This window comes from Acinetobacter sp. FDAARGOS_515 (assembly GCF_003938865.1).
GTDB lineage: Bacteria > Pseudomonadota > Gammaproteobacteria > Pseudomonadales > Moraxellaceae > Acinetobacter > Acinetobacter ursingii.
This window is the reverse complement of the sequence record NZ_RKIX01000003.1, coordinates 105,242-128,896: the sequence shown is the minus strand read 5'-3', so window position 1 is coordinate 128,896 and position 23,655 is coordinate 105,242. Positions and strand designations below refer to the sequence as shown.

Sequence of the window (23,655 nt, the reverse complement as noted above, 5' to 3'; positions counted from 1 at the left end):
TTCCCACTATCTACTTATGAGGAATCAACCCACCTAAATGATGTTTTATCGACCATCGACCATCGACCATCGACCATCGACCATCGACCATCGACCATCGACCATCGACCATCGACCATCGACCATTATACGAAAAATACCAAGAAAAATCAACAACAAAACCTTGTTATTTGTCTATCATTAGCAGGGAACAAGGGCTTTTCTGTTCTAATGACGGACAAGCTACCAGATTATCACCTCATTGGAGATGCACAGTGTTTTCCTCTTTATCTTTACGAAACAGAGGAGAACAACTAATGCAAAATCAAAACGATCAAGGTGATTTATTTAATACACCATCAGAAGAAAACCCACAAAGCGAACAACCTAAACTGGTGCGTAAAGATGGGATTAGTGATGCAGGTTTAGCCCATTTCCAAAAAGCCTATCCAAATGAAAATATTACAAAAGAAGATATTTTCTATTATGTTTATGGCTTGCTACATAGCGAAGATTACCGTACTCGTTTTGCCGATAATCTCACCAAAGAATTACCCCGTATTCCATGTGTAAAACAGGCTCAGGATTTTTGGCATTTTAGCCAAGCAGGACGGGATTTAGCTTATTGGCATCTTAACTATGAAACGGTTGAACCTTATCCCGCAACTTTGGATACAGGCAAAACACCTTATAACCAACTTAAAGATGAAGATTTTTATGTCACCAAAATGAAATTTGCCAAAAAGGGTGAAAAACAAGCGGTGATTTATAATTCAAAAATCACCATTCGGGATATTCCGTTAGAGGCGTATGACTATATCGTTAATGGTAAGTCTGCCCTTGAGTGGGTAATGGAACGGCAGGGTGTTTCTACACATAAAGACAGTGGTATCACCAATGATGCAAATGATTGGGCGATTGAAACAATGGATAATGCCGCTTATCCTTTGGAATTGTTCTTGTGTGTTATCAATGTAAGCCTTGAAACTATGAAGATTGTAAAAGGGTTGCCGAAGTTGGAGATATAGGAAAATACTTGCATAGAATTTAATTGAGTGTACACTTTTAAGTGGATACTTGGAGGGTGAGTTATGCAAGTTTCAACTAAAGAATTACGTATTCAATCCGGTAAAATCATTCAACAGGTTCAGCATGGGCAAGAAGTTACAGTAACTTATCGAGGCAAAGCACTCGCAAAAATTATACCGATTCAGCAGCAAAAGCAGGATGAGGATATTTTTGGCATGTGGCAACAAGATCAACATGCGCTGACTGTGGATGAAACTGTGAGAGCAATGCGTCAGGGTAGACGGTTTTGATTATTGATACCGATGTGTTGATTTGGTATTTGCGAGGAAAAGCATCTGCTAAGGAAGCAGTTGAAAGTCATATTCCATTTTCAATTTCTGCTATCACCTATATGGAATTGTTGCAGGGAATGCTGAATAAACAAGAAAGCTTACGTTTTCAGAAAGCCCTGCATTACTGGAATGTGCATATTATTCATCTTGATCAGGAAATTTCTGCCCGTGCATCATTCTATGTTCAGGAATATGCACTGAGCCATTCAATGCAAATGGCAGATGCTTTAATCGCTGCAACAGCAATACAATTTGGTGAACCTTTACTGACTGCAAATGATAAACATTATAAATTTATTCCTAATATTGATCTGCATAAATTCATTCCTGAATAATCGAGAATGAATTTTAAATTCCTATATGCTTAACCAATCGAATCATCCAAATTCGGCGCTAACCAACGCTTCGCCACATCTAGAGACCAACCCTTACGCTTCGCATAATCTTCAAGCTGATCCTGAGCAATCTTGCCCACATTAAAGTATTCACTTTGAGGATGCGAATAATAAAAACCACTTACCGAAGATGGTGGCATCATCGCAAAATGTTCAGTCAACTTAGTACCAATCTTCGCTTCCGAACCTAACCAGTCAAATAATACCGCTTTTTCAGAATGTTCTGGGCAAGCAGGGTAGCCAGGCGCAGGACGAATGCCGACATACTTTTCTTTGATTAGTGCTTCATTGTCCAAAGTTTCATCGGCTTTATAGCCCCAAAACTCTTTACGAATCCGCTCATGCAAATGCTCGGCAAAGGCTTCGGCAAAACGATCCGCCAATGACTGTACTAGGATGGCTGAGTAATCATCACCTTTGGCTTTATATTCATTGGCGAGTTCTTCAGCACCAAAGATCGACACGGTAAAGCCGCCTAAATAATCTTGCTGATTGATTGTCGGCTTAATATAGTCGGCTAAAGATAAATTCGGCTTGCCTGTGACTTTGTCTGATTGCTGACGGACATGCTCGAAAGTATGTGTAACCTTTTGACCTGCTTCATCAAACACACTCACCGTATCCGCAGCTGTACGTTGTGCAGGGTATAAACCAAACACCGCACGAGCATCAAAACGATGATTCTCGATAATGTCTTTCAGCATCGCTTGCGCTTGGTTATACAAATCCGTTGCGGCTTCGCCGACCACTTCATCTGTTAGAATTTTCGGGAATTTACCCGCCAAGCTCCAAGAGATAAAGAACGGTGTCCAGTCAAAATAAGGAACTAAAGTTTCAAGTGGATAATTTTTAATGACTTGCGTACCTAAAATATTTGGCTTAGGCGGTGTATAGTTGTCATCAATTTTAAAGCCATTCTCAACCGATTCGGCATAAGAAAGTTTTGCGGCTTTCGGTTGCTTATTGGCTAAACGTTCACGAATTTTGGCATATTCAGCACGATGCTCATCAATAAAATTGCCGCGCATTTCTTTGGAAAGTAGGGTGGTCGCAACACCGACGGCACGTGATGCATCAGCCACATAAATCACGGCATCATTTGAATATTGAGGATCAATCTTCACTGCGGTATGGGCTTTGGATGTGGTTGCACCGCCAATCAATAATGGAATGGTAAAACCTTTACGCTGCATTTCTTTGGCGACAAAGACCATTTCATCCAGACTTGGCGTAATTAAACCAGACAACCCAATAATGTCACACTTCTCATCAATCGCAGTTTGCAGGATTTTTTCCGCAGGCACCATCACGCCTAAATCGACAATATCGTAGCCATTACAGCCTAAAACCACGCCCACGATATTTTTACCAATATCATGCACATCGCCTTTCACGGTCGCCATCAATACTTTACCTTTAGATTGGCTTCCTGTTTTTTCTGCTTCGATGTATGGGTTTAACCACGCGACTGCTTGTTTCATCACACGGGCAGATTTCACCACTTGCGGCAGGAACATTTTGCCTGAACCGAACAAGTCACCGACCACATTCATGCCATCCATCAATGCGCCTTCAATCACATCAAGAGGACGTTTGGCTTTTAAACGTGCTTCTTCGGTATCTTCATCAATATAAGTAGTGATGCCTTTGACCAGCGCATATTCCAGACGTTTTTCTACGGATTCATTACGCCATTCTAGATTTTCAGCTTCACGTTGTGCGCCACTATGTCCACGGAATTTTTCAGCCACTTCAAGCAGTTTTTCAGTAGCTTCCTGACCGCTTGCACCTTGGTTTTGATTCAGAACAACATCTTCAACCGCATCTTTGAGTTCTTTTGGAATATCATCGTAAATCGCCATTTGACCTGCATTCACAATGCCCATGGTCATGCCTTGTTTGATGGCATGGTATAGGAATACTGAATGAATCGCTTCACGCACAGGCTCATTACCGCGGAATGAGAAGGATACGTTGGATACACCGCCAGAAATCATGGCATGTGGCAAGTTTTGTTTAATCCAGCCTGTCGCTTCAATAAAGTCGACGCCATAGTTGTTGTGTTCTTCGATCCCTGTTGCCACGGCAAACACGTTCGGATCAAAAATAATGTCTTCAGCAGGGAAGCCAACGTCATTGACCAAAACATCATAAGAGCGTTTACAGATTTCACGCTTACGCGCTGCTGTATCGGCCTGACCTGCTTCATCAAAAGCCATCACGATAATCGCAGCACCATACTGGCGGCATAAATGTGCTTTTTCGACAAACTCGTCATAACCTTCTTTTAAGGAAATCGAGTTGACCACAGGTTTGCCCTGTACGCATTTTAAGCCCGCTTCAATGATCTCCCATTTAGATGAGTCAATCATGATCGGGACACGTGAAATATCGGGTTCAGATGCAACTAGATTCAAAAAATGCACCATCGCATTTTGTGAATCCAGCATGCCTTCATCCATGTTGATGTCGATGATTTGCGCACCTGCTTCAACCTGTTGCTGAGCAACTTCTAACGCTTCTGCAAAATTTTCCTCACGGATTAAACGCAAGAATTTTTTGGAACCTGTGACATTAGTTCGTTCACCGACATTCACGAACAATGAATCATCATAAATGTTAAACGGTTCTAAACCACTTAAACGACAAGCAGGTTGCGTTTCAGGAATTTGACGTGGTTGAATATCTTTAACTGCATTGTAAGTGGCACGGATATGGTCGGGTGTAGTACCACAACAACCACCTGTAATATTGATCAGACCACTTTCGGCAAATTCTTTTAAAAATGCGGCGGTCTGCTCTGGCGTTTCATCATATTCACCAAAGGCATTGGGTAAGCCCGCATTGGGATGGGCTGAAACAAAGGTATCTGCCACATCACTAATGGTTTTGACGTGCGGACGCATTGCATCTGCACCCAAGGCACAGTTAAAACCAATTGAGAGTAGGTCACCATGACGCACCGAGTTCCAAAATGCTTCGGCAGTCTGACCTGTCAAAGTACGACCTGATGCATCGGTAATCGTGCCTGAAATCATCAAGGGTAATTCACGACCAATTTGCTTAAACACTTCTTTGACCGCAAAAATCGCAGCTTTACAGTTTAAGGTATCGAACACCGTTTCGATCAAAAGAATATCTGCACCACCTTCGATGAGTGCATGCGTCGCTTCAATATAATTTTCTTTCAGTTCATCAAAAGTGATGTTACGAAATGCAGGATCGTTGACATTCGGCGAAATTGAACAGGTACGAGATGTTGGTCCAAGTACACCCGCCACAAAACGCGGTTTTTCTGGGGTGGAGTATTTGTCACAGGCCGCTCGCGCTAATCGTGCTGCTTCACGGTTAATCTCTGGAACAAGATCTTCCATGTGATAATCCGACATGGAAACACGAGTGCCATTAAAGCTATTGGTTTCAATAATGTCCGCGCCTGCATCCAGATAGGCTTCATGTATGCCCTGAATAATTTTCGGCTGAGTGAGTACCAGTAAATCGTTATTGCCTTTAAGGTCAGATGCCCAGTCTGCAAAACGTTCACCACGATAATCTTCTTCTTCGAGTTTATGGCGTTGAATCATCGTTCCCATCGCACCATCAATAATCAGGATACGTTGGGCAAGAAGTGATTTCAGGGTGGCAAGCGTGGACATAAGAACCCCAGATAGATTTAAAAGGCGCGTTATTGTAACAGAATCCCTCACAATAAGTGGCTTTGATTGATCGCCGAGACGGTCAAACACAGATTCATACCATTCAGGATTGAGATGGTGACGATTTCATCAAAATGCAATATTCCTGTTTCAAAATAGCTTTACATGAAATGTGACATCGGAAATGTGACCAGCTGTCATAATTTCATCATATTTACTTCAAAATACAACAATTGAATGTCATGATGGTTTTTGTGTTTTAAGTTTTTGTATTTATTTGTTTTTATTGATTGTACTGGCATAAAATTAAACTAAAAAATGCCTTTTATGAGGTCAAGTGTTTAAAAAATGACTTCATTAGACCCCTATTTGTCATATAATTGTCATAATTTAATTTAAGAATATGGGGATTTTAACGATCCTCTTGAACCGTCTACATGAATTCAAATCTTCCTCCCGTTTCGGATTCAAATCATGTCGAAGCTGGACATGTTCAATCGACGAATGTACATGTACCCACACCGAAGTTTTTTATGCCGGTGTTTTTTACGGTTATTATTGCAACCCTGATTTACATCGCTGTACAGGTAAATGCTGATTTGGCACATGTGCCTGCACTCAGTTTATATTCCGTGATCTTGCTGGCAACAGCACTTTTTATTGCTTTGGGATTTGAGTTTGTAAACGGTTTTCATGACACAGCCAATGCTGTGGCAACGGTCATTTACACCAATGCATTGCCTGCACCTGTCGCCGTAATGTGGGCAGGTTTTTGTAATTTTCTGGGTGTTATGGTCGCAAGCGGGGCAGTGGCCTACGGTATTATTGCATTATTACCTGTTGAATTAATTATGAATGTCAGCAGTGGTGCTGGCTTTGCCATGGTTTTCGCTTTGCTGATTGCTGCGATTATCTGGAATTTGGGAACCTGGTTTTTAGGAATTCCTGCATCAAGTTCACATACCCTGATCGGTTCGATTTTGGGTGTGGGCATTATGAACCATCTGATTAATGCTGCAACGGGCAGTACCAGTGGCATCGATATGGATCAGGTGATTAAAGTGGGTAAAGCTTTACTATTTTCACCACTAATCGGTTTTGCTTTTGCTGCTATTTTATTCCTATTGGTAAAAAAAGTATTTAAACGCCAACTTGAACTGTTTCAGCCACCTGAAGGCAATAAGCCACCGCCACCTATTATTCGTGCCATTTTGATTTTTACCTGTACAGGCGTAAGCTTTGCGCACGGTTCTAATGATGGTCAAAAAGGAATGGGCTTAATCATGCTGGTGTTGATTGGCTTGGTGCCGATGGCTTATTCATTAAATAAGAGTCTAGATGCACAGCAATTGCAAACCTTTGAACAATTATCTGGTCAGACTTCTTCTGTTCTTTATACTCAGCATACAGACATGCAAGATGAAAAAGCACGTGTCATTTTGACCAAGTATATTCAAACCAAACAGCAAACTCCTGATGTGGTTCCTGCATTAGCCAGTTTGACCGATCATTTGGGTCAACGTGTCGGTAGTTATGGAAGTTTGAAAGATATTCCTGAAGATGCGATTGGTAATATCCGTAATGACATGTACTTAAGTACTACTACATTTAAGCGTCTGGATAAAGCTGAAGCACTTCCTGCAATGACAGCCGATCAGCAAAAAGTAGTGAAACAGTACCGCGATAGTCTGGACTCTTTCCTACAATATATTCCAACTTGGGTCAAAGTTGCTGTGGCATTGGCACTGGGTCTGGGAACCATGGTGGGTTGGAAACGAATTGTGGTGACTGTTGGTGAGCGTATTGGTAAACACCATATGACTTATGGTCAAGGTATGTCTGCTGAGTTGGTGGCGATGAGTACCATTGCAGCAGCGGATGGTCTTGGTATGCCTGTCTCCACTACGCATGTACTGAACAGTGCAGTGGCAGGGACAATGGTTGCCAATAAATCTGGCTTAAACTTTAATACGGTGAAAACCATTTTATCGGCTTGGGTCTTTACCTTACCTGCAACTATTTGTTTATCGGGTGGTCTGTACTGGTTGTTCCTTCAATTTGTTGGATAAATCCCGAGCTTGTACAATTGAATTTTTAGAGTTGAAAAGGTCACATCAGTGACCTTTTTTATTCTCTAAAATTTTTATGTGAAGATCGCTTTCTTTTTAGCGAATGTTTGCTACCTTGTGATAAAAACCCATGTTGAAACCCATCAAAATGACTGCTTTAAATTTAGATCAATTACAACAAGACCCATTGATTCAAACATTACAGCAATACCAATCTGTATTTTGGTTTCCACCTGAAAAGATGCCATTAAAACAAGCGCTACAGCATGTGGGTCTAACCCGAGCCGATATTGAGGATGCAGAAGCTCGCTTAAAACGTTTTGCTCCATTTATTGCTCAAGTTTTTCCTGAAACTCAAAACCAGCAAGGTATCATTGAATCCGATTTGGTGCGCATTGCACAGATGCAACAGCTGCTTTCGGAACAATGGAAAATTCCATTACAGGGACAATGGTGGCTGAAACAAGATAGTCATTTACCTATATCTGGTTCGATTAAAGCGCGTGGAGGTATTTATGAAGTGCTTACCCATGCTGAAAAGTTAGCTTCGGCTGCTGGGCTAATCTCTTTAGAAGATGATTATCGAAAATTTGATTCGGATGAGTTTAGAACCTTTTTTCACAATTATCAGATCGCTGTTGGCTCGACAGGAAATCTGGGACTTTCAATTGGGATCATGAGTGCCAAACTGGGTTTTCGGGTTTCGGTGCATATGTCTGCTGATGCAAGACAATGGAAAAAAGATAAACTGCGCTCTTTAGGGGTTAATGTCGTTGAATATGCCAGTGATTATGGTGTCGCCGTTGAACAGGGGCGTAAAGCTGCTGAGGCTGATCCAAACTGCTTTTTTATCGATGATGAAAATTCCAAAACTTTATTTCTGGGTTATGCTGTAGCAGGGTTAAGACTCAAACAGCAATTATTTGAGCGTCATCAAGTGGTCGATGCCGCGCATCCATTATTTGTGTATTTGCCTTGTGGCGTGGGTGGCGGGCCTGGGGGAGTCAGCTTTGGGCTTAAACAGGCTTTTGGTGAGCACGTACATTGTATCTTTGCAGAACCCACCCATTCGCCATGCATGCTACTTGGTGTTTACACGGGGTTGCATGATCGAATTAGTGTCAATGATATTGGGCTGGATAATCAGACCGCCGCAGATGGTCTTGCCGTTGGACGCGCTTCTGGTTTTGTTGGCCGTGCCATGCAAGGACTGATAGATGGTTATTACACTCTTTCTGATCAAAGTTTATATGCGTTGATTGGGCAACTTAATCAATCAGAACAGATTCAACTTGAACCCTCTGCTGCGGCAGGATTCATGGGGGGCTATCACACAACTGCCCAAACATCTTATCAGCAATTACATCAGTTTACGCCATCTCAATTAGCCAATGCCACGCATATCATTTGGGCAACAGGAGGAGGGATGGTACCACCCGAAGAAATGCAAAGATATCTGCTTCAGAGTCAACATCTGCTAACTTAGTACCTACACTGATGTTTTCATTGACGAGATATTAAGCTCGCATTTATTCAAATCAAGCAGTCAAATCACCGTATTAACTGGTGGTTTGTATTTGCTCAAGTTCAAACAGCGCTTGATTTAACTCTTGTTGTTTCTTTAATGCTTTCTGGGTATCCTGATTTTGTTGGGCTTTATAAAGTTCGGCCTTTAGTTTTTCAATTTTATGCTCAGTTTGTAGCTGCATTTTAATTTGAGTAGGAGTGTCGTCTTGGCAATAACGATCAATATTTTGAATGGCTCGTTTTAAGCCTGCAACCCGATAGCTACTCGCATATTTTTCAGCATAACGAAGTTGATTGCTGAGTTCTTGTTTTTTAATTTCACAATTTTTTGCAGCATAGGTGGGGGAGATCCCGATCATAATTGTCGTCAAAATAACGACTACTTTTTGGACATGATTCATCAGACTAAAACCGTATAAATAAAATCAACTTTAAACATGGCAACTGATTAAACGTACGCTTAGGAATAATCATATTTGCCATGCTTAAAGCCTAATTTATCAAGTCTGATCCGATAAATATTGGCATTTAAAACAGTGTTGTTTATCTTTTTTTCAAAGGGATTTTATCACTGACAAAACCATAAATTGCAGCAAAAGGTAGAGCGGTTCTTGCCAGATAAGCCACGCGCCACAATCCACCATGATTAGCACCTTCCATCATCAACTCTAGAGGGTGTTCAAGTGGCATTTCTGGGTTGGCAAAAGCCTGATCATTTCTTAAGTCATGAACCCAAAGTGCAGCCATAATTGCGTTGGTGGTTTCTGGACTAAAGGCTTCGACATCAAACAAATCAGCGCCATTAAATGCTGCTTTTAACAACGGATTCTTGGTAACTGAATGGGTGGTAGTAGAGGGTGCAATATTGATGCTCACGCGTTGTCCTTGATGACGCGCCAATGTTGCTCGCCATTGCTGGATCCGCTTTGCCAAGGCATAGTTTGGTCCTTGTTCAAGCACTAAACAATCTGCAATTCCATATTTTTTCCCATTATCAGAAGCGATCAGACTTGAATCGTTGGTTTTAAAGAAATGTTTGAGTGAAAGTGTCGAAATCCCTTTGGTCAGTAACTTTTGCAGGCTAGAGCGATCCAGAGATTTTTGCTGTGCTGCCGCAACAACCTCTTTAGGTACCGCATAGACATCAGTCGGTGTGCACATAAACATCAGACTGGTGTTGGCTTTGCGTTCACTCACTAAGCTCATAATCGTATCCATTGCTATCGAAACACGGACATGTTTTTCACCATCCAGATAGGCAATGGCTGCTAAATCCAGACTTTGTTCAAATTTGATTAGCCATTCAGCAATTTCAGGTAATTGCGTCAGTAGGTTTGCACCCAGTTTGTCCTTAAGGTCATAAGACGGGGTTGTATCATGGATAGGGTTCAGACTTGGTGCAATGAGAGTGGCATTGCCTTTTTGGATGGTGGTTAATATTTTTTCCCAAACTTTGGCATTGGGTAAATCAACCGCGACAATATTCGCTTTCCATTTGGCAAGCCATGTTAGTGGGCCCGCTTCAGATGCCGCCCCAAAAAGTACCATAGTACGATCAGACAAATCGAACCATTCAGGATGTGCATGAACTTCTCTTAATGCTGTGGCATGACTCGGTTCAATGATTCCACGCTGTTCCCAATTTGAAATTTGATCAAGCAGTGCTTGTCCTTGTAGTTTTTGACCATGATAAGGCACATACCATTCAGGTTTTTCCTGACTTTCACCTTTAATGATCACTGTATTAAATTCTGCAATATCAGGTATCCGTGGTACATCTTTGAGTAAGTATTGCTCACCATTTCGATAAAATTCAAAACTATGATGTGCTTTATGCAAGCCTTGTTTTGCAATGGTAATCGGGTTGACTGTTTTTTCGATACCCAGTTCGACCAAAGCCTTAAAATAGGTCGGATAATTTTTACGCCAGTCTTTTTCTTTTGCAGCCTGTTGAGAAATTTTATGATCCACTAAAGACAATGCTTCCGAGACAATTGCTTTGCCTGTTTGTGAAGTACTTGGCTTCTGAGTTGCAGGATTGACTGGGAACTGCAAACCTTCAATTGGACTGGACATGCAAAAAAACTCACTTTAAATGGCATTAATATACAGATGTAAACATTATCTATGCCAACTTACTTTCAGGGTTGGCATTAACTACCAAAATTGCAAGAAAGCGTTAAATCTGGTGTCTACTCGTAAATTAAGATACTGAGGTTTTGTATTATGCTCTCATGATGGTACGAAATCCGACATGACTGGTGGCTAAATCAAACTCTTGCGGATGGCGACTACTGTTACGAAAACGTGCGCAATAGTTATCTGCACATAAATATGAGCCGCCTTTAATCACGAAGTTCTGGCTGGGTATATTGGTTTGGCGCAGATGTTGATAATCTCCCATGTGTTCATCATGCGCACCCTGATAAACCGAAGATGTCCATTCCCAGACATTGCCGATCGTGTCATAGAGTTGAAAATTATTTGCCGCAAAACACCCAACGGGTGCGACACCCTCAAATTGATCTTGCTTTGTATTGTGAAATGGGAACTCACCCTGCCAATAATTGGCTTGGGGATGTTGATGATGATCCATGGGGGCTTGGTGCAAGGGGGTATCTTGAGTTTGTCCTGCTTTGGCGGCATATTCCCACTCTATTTCAGAAGGTAAATCCCGACCTAGCCAGACAGCGTAATGTTCGGCATCATTTTTCGTGACAAAACGGACAGGCTCGTTGGGTAATGCTTTTTCTGCTTGTGGTCCATTTGGGCTTTGCCAAGTGTAGCCAGATTTAAGCTGCCACCATTGTTGTGGATGATTAGCATCGGGTAAAAATACCGCAGCCTGTTTTTGTCGTTCAGCATCAGTGATATAGCCTGTTGCTTGAACAAAGCTTGCAAACTGTGCCACTGTGACTTCAGTCTGATCGATCCAGAAGCCAGCTACCTGCCGCTTTTTTTCTCCAAAATTAATTTCATCGGGATAAGCCAGATTCGAACCCAGATTGACTGTACCCGAGTCGACCCAAACCATACCTGCATGATTATTCTTTCGCCATTGATTTGGCAATCCTGAATAATTTTTGCAGGTTGAAAGTGAGCCAAGTGCTAATAAGGCTGGTGTAGGATCCTCTTTTTTATTAGGGAATGCAGGTTGTGATGTTTGGCTACAGCCAGCCAGTAACAAGCTGTAGCCTAAAATTGAAAGGAATACCGCTTTCATTGAACAAGATATTCCTTTACACCATTTTGTTGCGTGTATTGTTGATAGACTTTAATCAATTCCTGAACTTTATCTGGATAGGTATTTGCCAGATTTTGATTCTCACCACGATCCTGTTTCAGGTTATATAGCTCCCATGTTCCAGTACCAAGATTGGCTTTGCCTTGTAATGCGATTTTCCAGTCTCCTTGTTTCGCATATTTATTACCATGTAGTTCATCTGCAAAGCTGAATCCGTCAGGGCGAATCGTTGTTGCTTTATTTTCCAGAACCGCTTTCCACGAACGTCCGCTTGGCGTATTGATATTACGACCTTTATATTGACCTTGTGGAATATTGATATTGGCATAATCCAGAACGGTCGGGAATACATCCAAGACCGATGCAAAGCTGTTATGAATCGGTTGTATCTTATTTTGGTGCGGCAGTTTTACGATGGCTGGAGCGGTGGTAGCACCTTCACCTGCGGTATTTTTCCAAAGATGAAAGGGTGCAGCACTGACTTCAGCCCAGCGAGGACCAATAAAGGTATAAGAATTATCTGTACCCAAACCAGTCAATGAATTATCCACCTGAGCGCCTGCATTTGCGCTACCTGTTGAACCTTCTGCACCATTATCAGACACAAAGAAAATCAAGGTATTGTCATATAAACCATTGGCTTTTAAATATTGAATCAGGCGTCCAATGTTGGCATCCAGATTTTCGACCATACCTGCATAGATTTCCATATTACGCGCTTCAAGCGCCTTACGTTCTGGGCTGAGTTCATTCCATCGGCCAGACTGTGCAGGCGCATTTGCTGTTGCAATAGGTTCGGCGGGAACAAAATTGGCTGGAATGATGCCTAACTGTTTTTGTTTTGCGATACGTGCATTGCGAATGGCGTCATAACCTACATCATAGATTCCTTTATATTTATTACGGTATTCTTCTGGCGCTTGGATTGGCCAGTGTGGGGCTGTATATGCTGCATAGGCAAAAAATGGCTTACCAGTGTTCTTGCCTGAGTCTAAGTATTCAATGAGTTTGTCAGTGTAATAGTTGGTTGAAAAGAAATTATCTGGCAAAGAAGACAATGGTATGACTTGACCATCTTCGGTGTAGGTTGCATTGCGATTATAGCCTGTTGGGGTACGCTTAAAGTGCAAGTCAAAACCTTGTAACAAGGTAAATGAATGATCAAAACCGCGCGCTTGTGCATTGGTTTCAGGCGTTAACCCCAAATGCCACTTTCCACTGATATATGTTCGATAACCATTGTCTCGTAGTACTTCGGCAATCGATAGCGAACGTTCATTTAAGTAACCTTCATAACCTGGCTGCCCTTTAAGATGGCTGGGTGTAAGTTCAGCCATCGCTCCAATACCTGCCAAATGATGATCTGTGCCTGAAATCAGCTGTGATCGAGTTGGAGAGCAAGTTGGAGCAGTGTGATAATCACTCAATAAACGGCCTTCATTGGCTAAAGCATCCAGATTCGGAGTGTGAATTTCTCCACCAAAAGCCCCTATATCTGAATAACCCAGATCATCTGCCATAATGAATAAAACGTTTGGCTTTTTTGCTTCTACCACAGGCGTAGATGTAGCAGATGTGTCATTGTTATCGTGACACGCACTCAAAGATAAACTTAAAAGGATGAAACTTAAGCTTAATACAAGTGGTTGTTTTTTCATGATTAAAGTATTATTGTAAAATTCAACCCAGCTTAACCATACTGTTTTGAATTTTTAAATAATTAGTTTGGGAAACGTCTGCATAAATAATGCTGAACATTTTTTGATATAACTAAATTCCTGACTGTGAAAAAGCCCCGAAGGGCTTCAAAAAGATAGAAATCAAATTAAAAAAGAGAGCAAATCAAAAAGGCAATTGAGTCAGCTTATTTAAGAAATGCTGAATCAAACGAGGTTCTAAGATGATGGTCATCACCACACCGTAAGCCGCTCCCCACAAATGCGCGCTGTGATTGATATTACTGTTGCCGCGTTTACCTGACCAGACACTATATCCCACATATAAAACTGCAAAAATAATCGCAGGCACAGGAATAAAAAATACCAAAATCAATTTCCAGGGTTCAAACAAGATATAGGCAAAAAGTACTGCTGAAACCGCACCCGATGCCCCTAAACTTGCCCAATTGGTATCATTTTTATGTTTTAAATAACTTGGCAAAATCGCAAAAATCAGACCGCCCAGATAAAACAGTACAAAGCCAAGATCGTAAAAAAACTGACGATAAAAACTTTCAATCACACTGCCAAAGAAAAACAGGGTAATCATATTAAACAATAAATGAGTCCCATCGGCATGTACAAAGCCATGGGTAATAAAGCGGTCATATTGTCCACGCTGCATGGCTGGCGGCCAGAAAATCAGACGATTCATGATATTCTGGTTGGAAAAGGCCATGAGGGAGACAATCACGGTAATCGCGATAAGCGTAATCGTATGATTAAAAGGCAAATGAAACATAGTGAAATTTATAAATAATATTAACGTTAACTGCCATAATGCCATTAAAAAAACAACAGAGCACATATTTTCCTATGAATAAATCCGACAATTTTGGTTGATTTTTTTTAATTCTCCCGCATCTTCAGTTAAAATAAGCGCTTCAGCTTGAGGATCATGATTATGTCGACTGAGAACACCAACACTGTGGTTGCAGAAGAAATTCCCAACCTTTTGATTACTCCAACTGCACAAGAGTATTTAAGTGATCTGTTGGACAAACAAAATACTCCAGGGATTGGCGTTCGTATTTTTGTTGAGCATCCAGGTACTCCACGTGCTGAATGTTGTATGGCATATAGTGCGCCTGATGAAGTGGTGCCGACTGACTATAAACAAGATTATGCTGCATTTCCTGCTTATATCGACCAGCCATCGATTCCTTATTTATTAGATGCTGTGATTGACTACAACAAAGACCGTTTTGGTGGTCAATTGACTTTTCGTGCGCCCAACTCAAAAGTGCCGCGTGTCGGGCCTGATGCATCGATTGAAGAGCGTATTACTTATATCCTTCAGTCAGAGATTAATCCTGGTTTGGAAGGACATGGGGGTAATTGTGCTTTAGTAGAAGTACAAAATGATCCTGAAAAAGGTTTAACTGCTGTACTTAAATTTGGTGGTGGTTGTCAGGGCTGTTCAGCAATTGATGTGACTCTTAAACAAGGTGTTGAAACTACTTTACGTCAACATATACCTGAGTTACAGCGTGTCGTAGACCAAACTGACCATTCACAGTCGGAAGGTGCATATTTCAAATAATGTTTTGAAATATGTAGAAAACCTCTAATTCGTTAGAGGTTTTTTTTGGCCTAAAATCGGATTTATAAATAAAATAGATTAAAATAATGATAATTATTATCATTAGTATTGTTTTTTATATATGAATTGTTACAATGCAATCGTTTTTTTAAGCTTCTTTTAATATTTCTTAAAATAGGGGATGAAAATGTCTCAACCTATATTACGCACAGTTCTCTCGGCTGCAATTGCAGCGACACTTTTTTCAATGGTTCATGCAGCGGAAGATAGCACTGTAAATGCTGAACAAAGTACTACACAAACAGATTCAGCAAAATTAGAAAAAATTGTTTTAACTGCTAGTGGTCAGGCAGTCGATTTAAAGGAGGCTCCAGCCTCTATTTCTGTGATTACTGCTGAGGAAATAGAAAAACGTCCAGTATCAAGTCTGGCCGATTTATTAAAACGTGTGCCAGGCGTAACAGGTGGTTTAAGTACAAATGGCGACGGATCAAAAATAAAATTACGTGGTTTACCAGATAATTACACACTGATATTGATTGATGGTAAGCGGATTGGTTCATCACGTGATACCAATTATCGTCCAGATTTAGGAAGACAGGATCTAAACTGGATTACTCCAGATATGATTGAACGGATTGAAGTGGTACGGGGGCCAATGTCATCTCTTTATGGTTCAGATGCAATGGGGGGTGTAATCAATATCATTACGAAAAAAATTCAGGATCACTGGACAGGTAGTGCAACTTATAATTATACCCAGCCAACGACATCTGGAGATAAAGGTCGTACATTCCAAACGGGTGCTGTGGTGAGTGGGCCATTAGCCGATAATGTTGGATTGCGTTTAAATGCGAGTCAGATTCGTCGTGAATCTGATAAAGGTTACACAGTAACCAGCCCTCCTAGAGGTGGTGATGCAAATTTAAATAATGTTGAAGGTACAACAGGTTACGTTAATAATAATTTTGGTAGCCAATTAAACTTTCGATTAAATGAAAATCATGATTTATCGTTGGAGGCGACCTACGGTATCGAAAAGAATTTAAAAGCCAAAGGAGTGACTACTCAAAATGGAGCAACAGGAGCAATTACTGGTCAAAATACAAATCAGAGTTGGGGAGCTGATAAATTAGAAAAACAAGGTTATGTGGCATCTTGGGATGGCAAATGGGGACATGAAATTACCTCAAAATTATCTGCTTATTACAATGATTATGATCAATCTGGCGATGGCTTAACCGCAAAATCCAATGAATCAATTGTTGAAGGGCAGGTCAATTTACCTTTTAATCTCATTGTACCGAATAAGTTAACTGTGGGCGGACAATGGCGTCGATCAGAGCTTAATAATACAGATACAATTGGTACACCGATTAAAGATGCCAATGGTAACGTAGTACCTAGCTATGATGGTGCAGATTATGCTGGTAATGCTAAGCTCGAAGGTAAAACATGGGCTGTATTCATTGAAGATACTTTAGATTTGAGTGATAAATTTAAATTAACCTTGGGTAATCGTTATGACCACGATGAAAAATTTGGGGATCATAATAGTCCAAGAGCTTATCTGGTCTATTTACCAAGCGAAGATTGGGCGATTAAAGGTGGAGTAGCAAGTGGTTTTCGTGCACCTACCATTAAAGAAAGTACTGCTGGTGCTGCAACGCAGTCAGGAGGTAATGGTTGTACCTCTTTAGCTTCAATGGGATACATTTCTGGTGGTTGTTATATGGCGGGCAATGCTGATTTGCAACCAGAAAAAAGCACAAACTATGAAATTGGAGTGAATTACACAGGCTTTGGTACAGATATTAATCTGACTTATTTCTACACAGACTTTGAAAATAAAATTGAATATGCACCGCTAGGTCGAATTAATGGTGTTTGGTGGACTCAGCTCAGAAATATACAAAAAGCAAGAACAGAAGGATTAGAGTTTAGTGCAGCAATCCCTGTGACTGATCAACTCAAATGGACCAATAGTGCAACGTACTTCTTTGAAGCAAAAAATCTGGATACAGGTGCAGCCTTAATTAATACTCCAGAATTAACAGCGACTTCCTCTTTAGACTATCTTATTAATGATGCTTGGGCGGTAAACCTGTTAGCAGAATATACTGGAAAACAATATTCAACCACAGTTACGAAAGATACAACTTTGCAAAAAGCCCATACAGTTTTGGGTTTAGCGACAAATTATGATGTCAATGACGATATCACTATCCGTGCAGGTATGAATAATTTGTTAAACAAAAAGTTAGCGCGAAGTACCTCTGGATACTATTTGGAAGGTCAATCAGCATTTGTGGGAATGACATATCGTTTCTAAGAATTAATTTAATCTAAGAATCTTAAAAGACGCCTCGTGCGTCTTTTTTTACCTAAAATTTATTATTAAAATTTCCTAAATAATTTGATTGTTGGTTAAATCATTAATAATAATAATTCTCGTTTTTATTGAATTTTACAATTTGTTTGCTAAAATGCCTGCGAGTTTTAAGCTTATTTTAAGTTTTTAAGAAATCAAAAGGGGTGGGAAATGATTCGGCGTTCACTTTTAGCGGCATCAATTTTGTCAAGTATGTCTGCTATTGCAAATACTGAAATTAATCAAGATGGTGCGATCAGTAACAAACCGACGGAACAGGTAAAACTTGAGACCATCGTTGTTACTGCTACAGGTTACGAACAGGACGTCTCTAAAGCACCTGCATCTATGACCGTCATTAGCCGTGAAGAGCTGGATAAACGTGAATATAACGATATAACTGATGTGCTTAGAAATACGCCAGGGGTGGTCATTTCAGGTTCAGGTTCTGCTCAGACGGTCAGTATCCGTGGTATGTCATCAAACTACACGCTATTTTTGGTCGATGGTAAACGTCAATATTCTAAAGATGTAAACCCTAATGGGGATGATAATGGATTTGAAAAAAATATCTTGCCACCAATAGCGGCAATTGAACGTATCGAAATTATTCGAGGACCTGCGTCAACGTTGTATGGTACGGATGCCATGGGTGGTGTCATCAATATCATTACTAAGAAAGTAAGTGATGAGTGGACAGGTACAGTTGAGCTAGGTACGGTCATTCAGGATCAAGGCGATGCTGGAGATATTAAAAATGGATCGGTTTATCTTGCAGGACCACTTATTCCAAATAAGCTAGGTTTACAACTCAATGTTAATAAACAAGAACGTGAAGAAGACCAATATGTCGGTGGTTTTCGTGGTAATGAACGAGAAAGCTTAAATACACGTTTAACCTATTTGATTAATGATCATCATGACCTTGCTTTAGATGCTAATTTTGTTAAACAAGAAAGTAAATCGACGGTCGGAAAAACAGTGGAAGCTGTAGCCAATGCCGCTGATTCATCTTCACGCAATTATCGCGATGTTTATTCGATTACACATAATGGGCGTTACACAGACAGCCTGAATAGCACGACGTATTTACAGTACGAAAATTCTAAAAATCCTGACCGTGAAAATACTACGTTAGACACTAAAGGTATAGAACTAGAGACTTGGACGTTCAATAACCAATGGAACTGGACTTTAGCCGATCATGTTTTATCTTTTGGTGCTTACTATAAAGATGAATCATTAAATGACAAGGCGACTAACCGTAATCCAAACATTCCAACTTTTAGTGAACTGACGCGTTGGTCTGCTGCTGTATTTTTGGAAGATACTTGGAGTATGACCGATCGTTTTAATCTCACAGGTGGTTTACGTTATGATTATGATGAAAACTACAAAGGAAATCTTTCGCCGCGCCTATATGGTGTGTATAGCTTCAATGATAACTTATCATTAAAAGGTGGCGTTTCCACGGGATATAAACAACCTGACATTCGTTCAGCAACGGAAGGTTTCTATAGCGTCACAGGTGGTGGTGGTTCTCCAACACCTACAGGACGCGGTATCATTCGTGCCAATCCAGAGCTTGATCCAGAAAGTAGTGTATCTTCAGAGCTAGGACTTAACTGGAAAAATGATTATCTTCGAGCATCACTAACAGGGTATATCACTCAGTTTAAAGATAAAATTACCGAAGTTCGTACCTGTGAAACAGATACAGATGGCTCTACAACCAACCGAAATAATGTTGCTGCGTGGAAATGTGCTGAAGGTGCGATACCATTTTATTTTATTAGTGACCGTATCAATGTTGATAAAGCGGAACTTAAAGGGATCGAAGCGACTGTAGAATCAGATGTGAACGAGTATATGACTGTAAGTGCAAACTATACTTTCACAGATACAGAAATTAAATCGGGTGAATTTAAAGGTCGTCCTTTAAACGAAATGCCTGAACATATGTTTAATATTACGGTTGATTACGACATTAATGATGCTTTAAATATCTGGTCACGTTTGCATTATCGCGGCGAAACTTCTGCATATCTAAGCCGCACATCAATGTCTAATCCAAATCCTGGCTATGAGTTTTTAGATGTTGGTTTTAACTATCAATTTACCTCAAATCTGAAAGGTAAATTTGGTGTATACAACCTGTTAAATGAAAAAGCAGAAAATGCTGATGGTGACCAGTTGCTTGATGGTCGTCGTTATGGCATTAGTTTCGTAGCCAACTTCTAATCCTCGCATCCCAATCTTGTCATTGCCATCTAAAAAGCCGCATCAGCGGCTTTTTAGGTCAATCTGTCCACTTTTCTTAAACTGAGACAGTGATAAGTCATCCCCCAAGGATCAGAAGGTATCTTTTTGATATAAGGTCCATTCCATCAATTTGCTCCCGAAGGAGCAGTTAATAAAGCATTTAAACCACAACCATTATCTGGAAATGAGCCATTATCAAGACGATATTGGTCAATTGCCTTAGTCAATGCATCAATTTGCGACTTAGCCGTAGTTTTCTCAGACTTTTCCAAGTTTTTAAATAAATTTGGCCCAATTATACCCGCTAGCAAACCGATGATGACTAGAACAATCATTAGCTCTAGAAGAGTGAAACCATTATTTCTTGGAAATCGTTTATACATTTTCATCCACTAAATCAAATATGTATCAATACCTGTCTGTCTTAATTCATAGTGTAGTCCAGAAGCTAATGCTACTATTGTTAATACTGCAAAAAAGGGATTATTTTCAGGTTCTGAATGATTGTAGAGACTTAATTTAATGCCATCGGTATATCCTCTTTCATTTATTATCGCAAACATTGTTCCTATTTCTAAACCTTTTAAATTTGACAGATTATCCAAACATCTCTCTGGACTAAAATCTTCCATTAAATGAGGTAGTATCTTTAACTCAACTTCATCAAAATCATTATTTACAGTAATAATCCAAAACTTATTATTAATTTCGAATATTATGCTTTCAACGAAATTCTTAGAATCGGCATGCTCATTACCTATCAAATAAACACTATCAATTTTTCTAATTTCAACATTATCTTTGACAACATCAAAAATATTACTTTCCATAATATTATTTCACCTTCTTTTTTCTTGTTTAATTAAATTTAATGCGGCATCTAAATCTTTAGACATACATCAATTAATATTTCACAAACCTCTTTCAAGGAAGTCTAAATCTAACTAAAAAATACAATCACATCCATGTGATTTTATTATCAACATTCTTACATCAACCTCTGATCAGTCATATTTATCAAATAAATTTTGATCATACCATTTTTCACATTCAAAACTAACCTTGGGAATTTTTTTGATCATCTCCTCACATTCTTCAAACATTTTTTCAACTTCATTTTTAAAATCAATATTTAATCCCTTAAGATCTTCTAGCTCAGTCCCCTTATGAATCATATTAATTAAATCAATAGAATAATTATTTTCCTTCAAGAGTCTAAGCATATACGGCGTATACAAAAAATATTCAGCCTCATTTATATCTATATAATTGTTTCTTAAAGAGTGTAAAACACCCAAATTAACTATTAAAATTAACTTTTCCAAATCAATTTTTCCGAACTCATTCATTTATTTATTACTCCAACCATTTTTCACTTTAACATCAAAAACCTTTCCAGACTGACTTTGGAAATAATGGATAGATACCTTCGCACCATTTGAGGCATATCCATCTGAATATACTTTTTTCCAAACACCAGCTTCATGTTCTCTTAGGCCTTTTAGAACATCTTGATTTTTAACTGTATTAAATGTTTTTCCATCCTGAATGGCTTTAAATCCTGCAGGATAATTAGGTGCATTTTTGATACCATTATACACATTTTTTAAATTACAATTATGTACCCACATATTTGCGTCACCTGCAAAATATGTGTGATAGCCCTCAACTTCCAAATTATAAGTGGTTTCTACTCTATCTGTTTCAGTAAATGAAACAACTTTATGAACTTGATTATTTGCATCTAAAAGTTGATCACCTACTTTAAGGTCAATACTTTCCACCCATTTCTTGTCTACTACCCAGAATGGATGATCATCAGAAACTTCAATTGTATTTTCTTTACCAGTACTATCAATTGTTTTAAGCAAATAAATACGACGGTTCGGTACAACAAATACGCGCTTAACGGGCTTATAAGCTATTTCACCAGTTTCTTCATTTCGAGCAAGAACTAGATCACCCTCTTTAATTTCAACAATACGTTTTGCACCATCTTTTGTTAAGACTGGTGTGTCGTCATCAAAGCACCCGCAAGGATATAAGGATTTTAAGTAAGCACGGCTTTGTTGCATAAAGCTATTCATGAAGGCTTCTTCAGCAATATAATTTCCAGATGAAGAAGCCTGCTCCTAAAATCTACCGTACAACCAATTGGTCCTCGTATAACCAAGCTTTAATCAAGCGAGGGAATATTTCAATCTGGTTTGATCCCAAGACCCAATGGTAAGAGGTGGATCAGGAAATTTGAACAACACTTATAAGTGATATTTTGCTCCCCAAATGATGTTATAAACATCAATATATGGAGTATTTTATGGCACGTAGACCAAGAAGAAATCATTCAAATGATTTTAAAGCTAAGGTAGCACTTGCTGCGATTAAAGCAGAAAAAACACTTGCTGAATTGAGTGCTGAATTTGATGTTCATCAAAACCAAATTATCGACTGGAAAAATCAACTGATTTCAGCTTCCTCGCAAGCTTTCGATCAATCAAAAGCTCCAACAGAACCACCCATCGATCTAAAAAAACTACATGCAAAAATCGGTGAGCAGGCATTAGAAATTGATTTTTTAGAAGGTGTGTTGAAGAAACTGGGCCGCTTCAACCACAAAAGTTAATCGATGACTCACTTCAGATTTCAGTATCTAAGCAAGCTCAGCTGCTGAAAGTCTCCCGTGGTTGTTATTACTATCGCCCAAAACCTGTGAGTGCATCAGATCTGAAGCTAATGCGGTGTATGGATGAGTTACATATGCAATACCCTTTTGCAGGTAGCCGGATGATGCGTGATTTGTTGAATCGTCAAGGACATCATATAGGACGACGTCATACACGTACTTTAATGAAGAAAATGGGCATTAATGCGTTATATTGCAAACCAAATTTAAGCCAGGCTAATCAAGCTCACCGCAAATATCCATATCTGCTCAAAGGATTGGCTATTCAGCGCAGTAATCAAGTGTGGTCTACGGATATAACGTATATCCCTATGGCAAAAGGCTTTGTTTATTTATGTGCTGTGATTGATTGGCATAGCCGCAAGGTACTTGCGCATAGAGTATCGATTAGTATGGAGGTTACATTTTGCATAGAAACATTAAATGAAGCTATTGAAAAATATGGTCGACCTGAAATATTTAATACAGACCAAGGCAGTCAGTTTACCAGTGATGCATTTATTGATGTATTGAAATCAAATGGCATTCAAATCAGTATGGATGGTAAAGGTCGATGGGTTGATAATGTGATGGTTGAACGATTATGGCGGAGCGTTAAATATGAAGAGGTGTATCTCAAAGCCTACAGCAATGTTTTGGATGCGAAGAAGCAATTAAACGCATATTTTGAATTTTATAATTTGAAACGACCTCATTCGAGTCTGGACAAAATGACTCCAGATGAGTTTTACTATGACCAGCTACCACAACAAAATAAGGTAGCTTAACTAGAGCAGAGTATCACTTATAAATAAGCTTTTAGTTGTTCAAACATGTGGGACCACCTCTATATTTTGAAAAAAGGAAT

General features: G+C 39.6%; 20 protein-coding genes and 2 pseudogenes. 11 read left to right on the top strand and 11 right to left on the bottom strand.

The annotated features are described in order from the left end of the window. Window positions 1–45 precede the first annotated feature (45 nt). Window positions 46–105, bottom strand: a complete 60-nt coding sequence (locus EGS47_RS18875) for a hypothetical protein (RefSeq protein ID WP_373869131.1) — start codon at window positions 103–105, stop codon at window positions 46–48. Between EGS47_RS18875 and EGS47_RS18870 the strand changes: the two genes are divergently transcribed. The 4 genes from EGS47_RS18870 (at window position 97) to EGS47_RS02200 (ending at window position 1,675) form a co-directional block, all read left to right on the top strand. Next, window positions 97–297 carry a type ISP restriction/modification enzyme gene (locus EGS47_RS18870; protein ID WP_316249908.1) on the top strand — a complete coding sequence of 67 codons (201 nt, stop codon included), beginning with the start codon at window positions 97–99 and terminating at the stop codon, window positions 295–297. The two genes, EGS47_RS18875 and EGS47_RS18870, sit on opposite strands and share 9 nt — an antisense overlap. Next, the gene (locus tag EGS47_RS18775; protein ID WP_005003330.1) at window positions 297–1,007 is read left to right on the top strand and encodes a type ISP restriction/modification enzyme; all 711 of its coding nucleotides are present in this window, start codon (window positions 297–299) and stop codon (window positions 1,005–1,007) included. Before EGS47_RS18870 ends, EGS47_RS18775 begins: the two co-directional genes overlap by 1 nt. Window positions 1,008–1,070: 63 nt before the next feature. Further along, window positions 1,071–1,298: a type II toxin-antitoxin system Phd/YefM family antitoxin gene (locus EGS47_RS02205; RefSeq protein ID WP_005003333.1), complete on the top strand. Its 228-nt coding sequence runs from the start codon at window positions 1,071–1,073 to the stop codon at window positions 1,296–1,298. Beyond that, a complete protein-coding gene (locus EGS47_RS02200) occupies window positions 1,295–1,675 on the top strand; it encodes a type II toxin-antitoxin system VapC family toxin (RefSeq protein WP_005003338.1) in 381 nt (126 codons plus the stop codon). The genes EGS47_RS02205 and EGS47_RS02200 overlap by 4 nt, the downstream gene beginning before the upstream one ends. A 29-nt stretch (window positions 1,676–1,704) precedes the next feature. Here EGS47_RS02200 and metH read toward each other — a convergent pair whose 3' ends face one another. After that, window positions 1,705–5,391 carry a methionine synthase gene (gene metH, locus EGS47_RS02195; protein ID WP_005003340.1) on the bottom strand — a complete coding sequence of 1,229 codons (3,687 nt, stop codon included), beginning with the start codon at window positions 5,389–5,391 and terminating at the stop codon, window positions 1,705–1,707. A 437-nt stretch (window positions 5,392–5,828) separates the two neighbouring features. On the opposite strand from metH, the gene EGS47_RS02190 reads away from it, so the two are divergent. Both EGS47_RS02190 and EGS47_RS02185 read left to right on the top strand, forming a co-directional pair. After that, on the top strand, window positions 5,829–7,460 hold the full coding sequence (locus EGS47_RS02190; RefSeq protein WP_004996551.1) for an inorganic phosphate transporter: 1,632 nt from the start codon (window positions 5,829–5,831) through the stop codon (window positions 7,458–7,460). Window positions 7,461–7,608: 148 nt separating this feature from the next. Beyond that, window positions 7,609–8,946 carry a D-serine ammonia-lyase gene (locus tag EGS47_RS02185; protein ID WP_125269860.1) on the top strand — a complete coding sequence of 446 codons (1,338 nt, stop codon included), beginning with the start codon at window positions 7,609–7,611 and terminating at the stop codon, window positions 8,944–8,946. A 73-nt stretch (window positions 8,947–9,019) separates the two neighbouring features. On the opposite strand, the gene EGS47_RS02180 is transcribed toward EGS47_RS02185, so the two are convergent. From EGS47_RS02180 to EGS47_RS02160, 5 genes are all read right to left on the bottom strand, one after another. Beyond that, window positions 9,020–9,388 carry a DUF1090 family protein gene (locus EGS47_RS02180; protein WP_004990267.1) on the bottom strand — a complete coding sequence of 123 codons (369 nt, stop codon included), beginning with the start codon at window positions 9,386–9,388 and terminating at the stop codon, window positions 9,020–9,022. Between the two features lie 142 nt (window positions 9,389–9,530). Next, window positions 9,531–11,063 (bottom strand): hypothetical protein, encoded by a 1,533-nt coding sequence (locus tag EGS47_RS02175; protein ID WP_104794800.1) that lies wholly within the window; start codon window positions 11,061–11,063, stop codon window positions 9,531–9,533. Window positions 11,064–11,211: 148 nt separating this feature from the next. Beyond that, entirely contained in the window at window positions 11,212–12,210 is a 999-nt protein-coding gene (locus tag EGS47_RS02170) for an SUMF1/EgtB/PvdO family nonheme iron enzyme (protein WP_004990261.1), read from the bottom strand. After that, a complete protein-coding gene (locus EGS47_RS02165; protein WP_004990260.1) occupies window positions 12,207–13,889 on the bottom strand; it encodes an arylsulfatase in 1,683 nt (560 codons plus the stop codon). The genes EGS47_RS02170 and EGS47_RS02165 overlap by 4 nt, the downstream gene beginning before the upstream one ends. Window positions 13,890–14,073: 184 nt before the next feature. Beyond that, window positions 14,074–14,691: a rhomboid family intramembrane serine protease gene (locus EGS47_RS02160; protein ID WP_044435967.1), complete on the bottom strand. Its 618-nt coding sequence runs from the start codon at window positions 14,689–14,691 to the stop codon at window positions 14,074–14,076. A 162-nt stretch (window positions 14,692–14,853) separates the two neighbouring features. Here EGS47_RS02160 and nfuA point away from each other — a divergent pair, with 162 nt between their 5' ends. The 3 genes from nfuA to EGS47_RS02145 all read left to right on the top strand — a co-directional run bounded on the left by nfuA (window position 14,854) and on the right by EGS47_RS02145 (window position 20,104). Next, window positions 14,854–15,492, top strand: coding sequence for a Fe-S biogenesis protein NfuA (nfuA, locus tag EGS47_RS02155; RefSeq protein ID WP_004996571.1), 639 nt, complete (start codon window positions 14,854–14,856; stop codon window positions 15,490–15,492). A gap of 187 nt (window positions 15,493–15,679) precedes the next feature. Then, on the top strand, window positions 15,680–17,824 hold the full coding sequence (locus tag EGS47_RS02150; RefSeq protein WP_005003355.1) for a TonB-dependent receptor domain-containing protein: 2,145 nt from the start codon (window positions 15,680–15,682) through the stop codon (window positions 17,822–17,824). Between the two features lie 210 nt (window positions 17,825–18,034). Continuing rightward, on the top strand, window positions 18,035–20,104 hold the full coding sequence (locus EGS47_RS02145; protein ID WP_005003358.1) for a TonB-dependent receptor domain-containing protein: 2,070 nt from the start codon (window positions 18,035–18,037) through the stop codon (window positions 20,102–20,104). 53 nt (window positions 20,105–20,157) lie between these two features. Here EGS47_RS02145 and gspG read toward each other — a convergent pair. The 4 genes and pseudogenes from gspG to EGS47_RS02125 all read right to left on the bottom strand — a co-directional run bounded on the left by gspG (window position 20,158) and on the right by EGS47_RS02125 (window position 22,200). Continuing rightward, window positions 20,158–20,508 (bottom strand): annotated as a pseudogene (gspG, locus tag EGS47_RS02140) (type II secretion system major pseudopilin GspG). A 9-nt stretch (window positions 20,509–20,517) separates the two neighbouring features. Continuing rightward, on the bottom strand, window positions 20,518–20,955 hold the full coding sequence (locus EGS47_RS02135; protein ID WP_005003363.1) for a DUF6334 family protein: 438 nt from the start codon (window positions 20,953–20,955) through the stop codon (window positions 20,518–20,520). 174 nt (window positions 20,956–21,129) lie between these two features. Beyond that, window positions 21,130–21,474 (bottom strand): DUF3969 family protein, encoded by a 345-nt coding sequence (locus EGS47_RS02130; RefSeq protein WP_005003366.1) that lies wholly within the window; start codon window positions 21,472–21,474, stop codon window positions 21,130–21,132. Continuing rightward, window positions 21,475–22,200 carry a polymorphic toxin-type HINT domain-containing protein gene (locus tag EGS47_RS02125; RefSeq protein WP_035272015.1) on the bottom strand — a complete coding sequence of 242 codons (726 nt, stop codon included), beginning with the start codon at window positions 22,198–22,200 and terminating at the stop codon, window positions 21,475–21,477. It abuts the gene before it with no gap. A gap of 41 nt (window positions 22,201–22,241) precedes the next feature. On the opposite strand from EGS47_RS02125, the pseudogene EGS47_RS02120 reads away from it, so the two are divergent. Both EGS47_RS02120 and EGS47_RS02115 read left to right on the top strand, forming a co-directional pair. Beyond that, a pseudogene (locus tag EGS47_RS02120) lies at window positions 22,242–22,352 on the top strand (IS5/IS1182 family transposase); the annotation flags it as partial. A 90-nt stretch (window positions 22,353–22,442) separates the two neighbouring features. Continuing rightward, a protein-coding gene (locus EGS47_RS02115; RefSeq protein ID WP_223235881.1) for an IS3 family transposase occupies window positions 22,443–23,575 on the top strand; the annotation gives its coding sequence in 2 pieces (ribosomal slippage) (window positions 22,443–22,695 and window positions 22,695–23,575; 1,134 coding nt in all). Window positions 23,576–23,655: the final 80 nt, after the last annotated feature.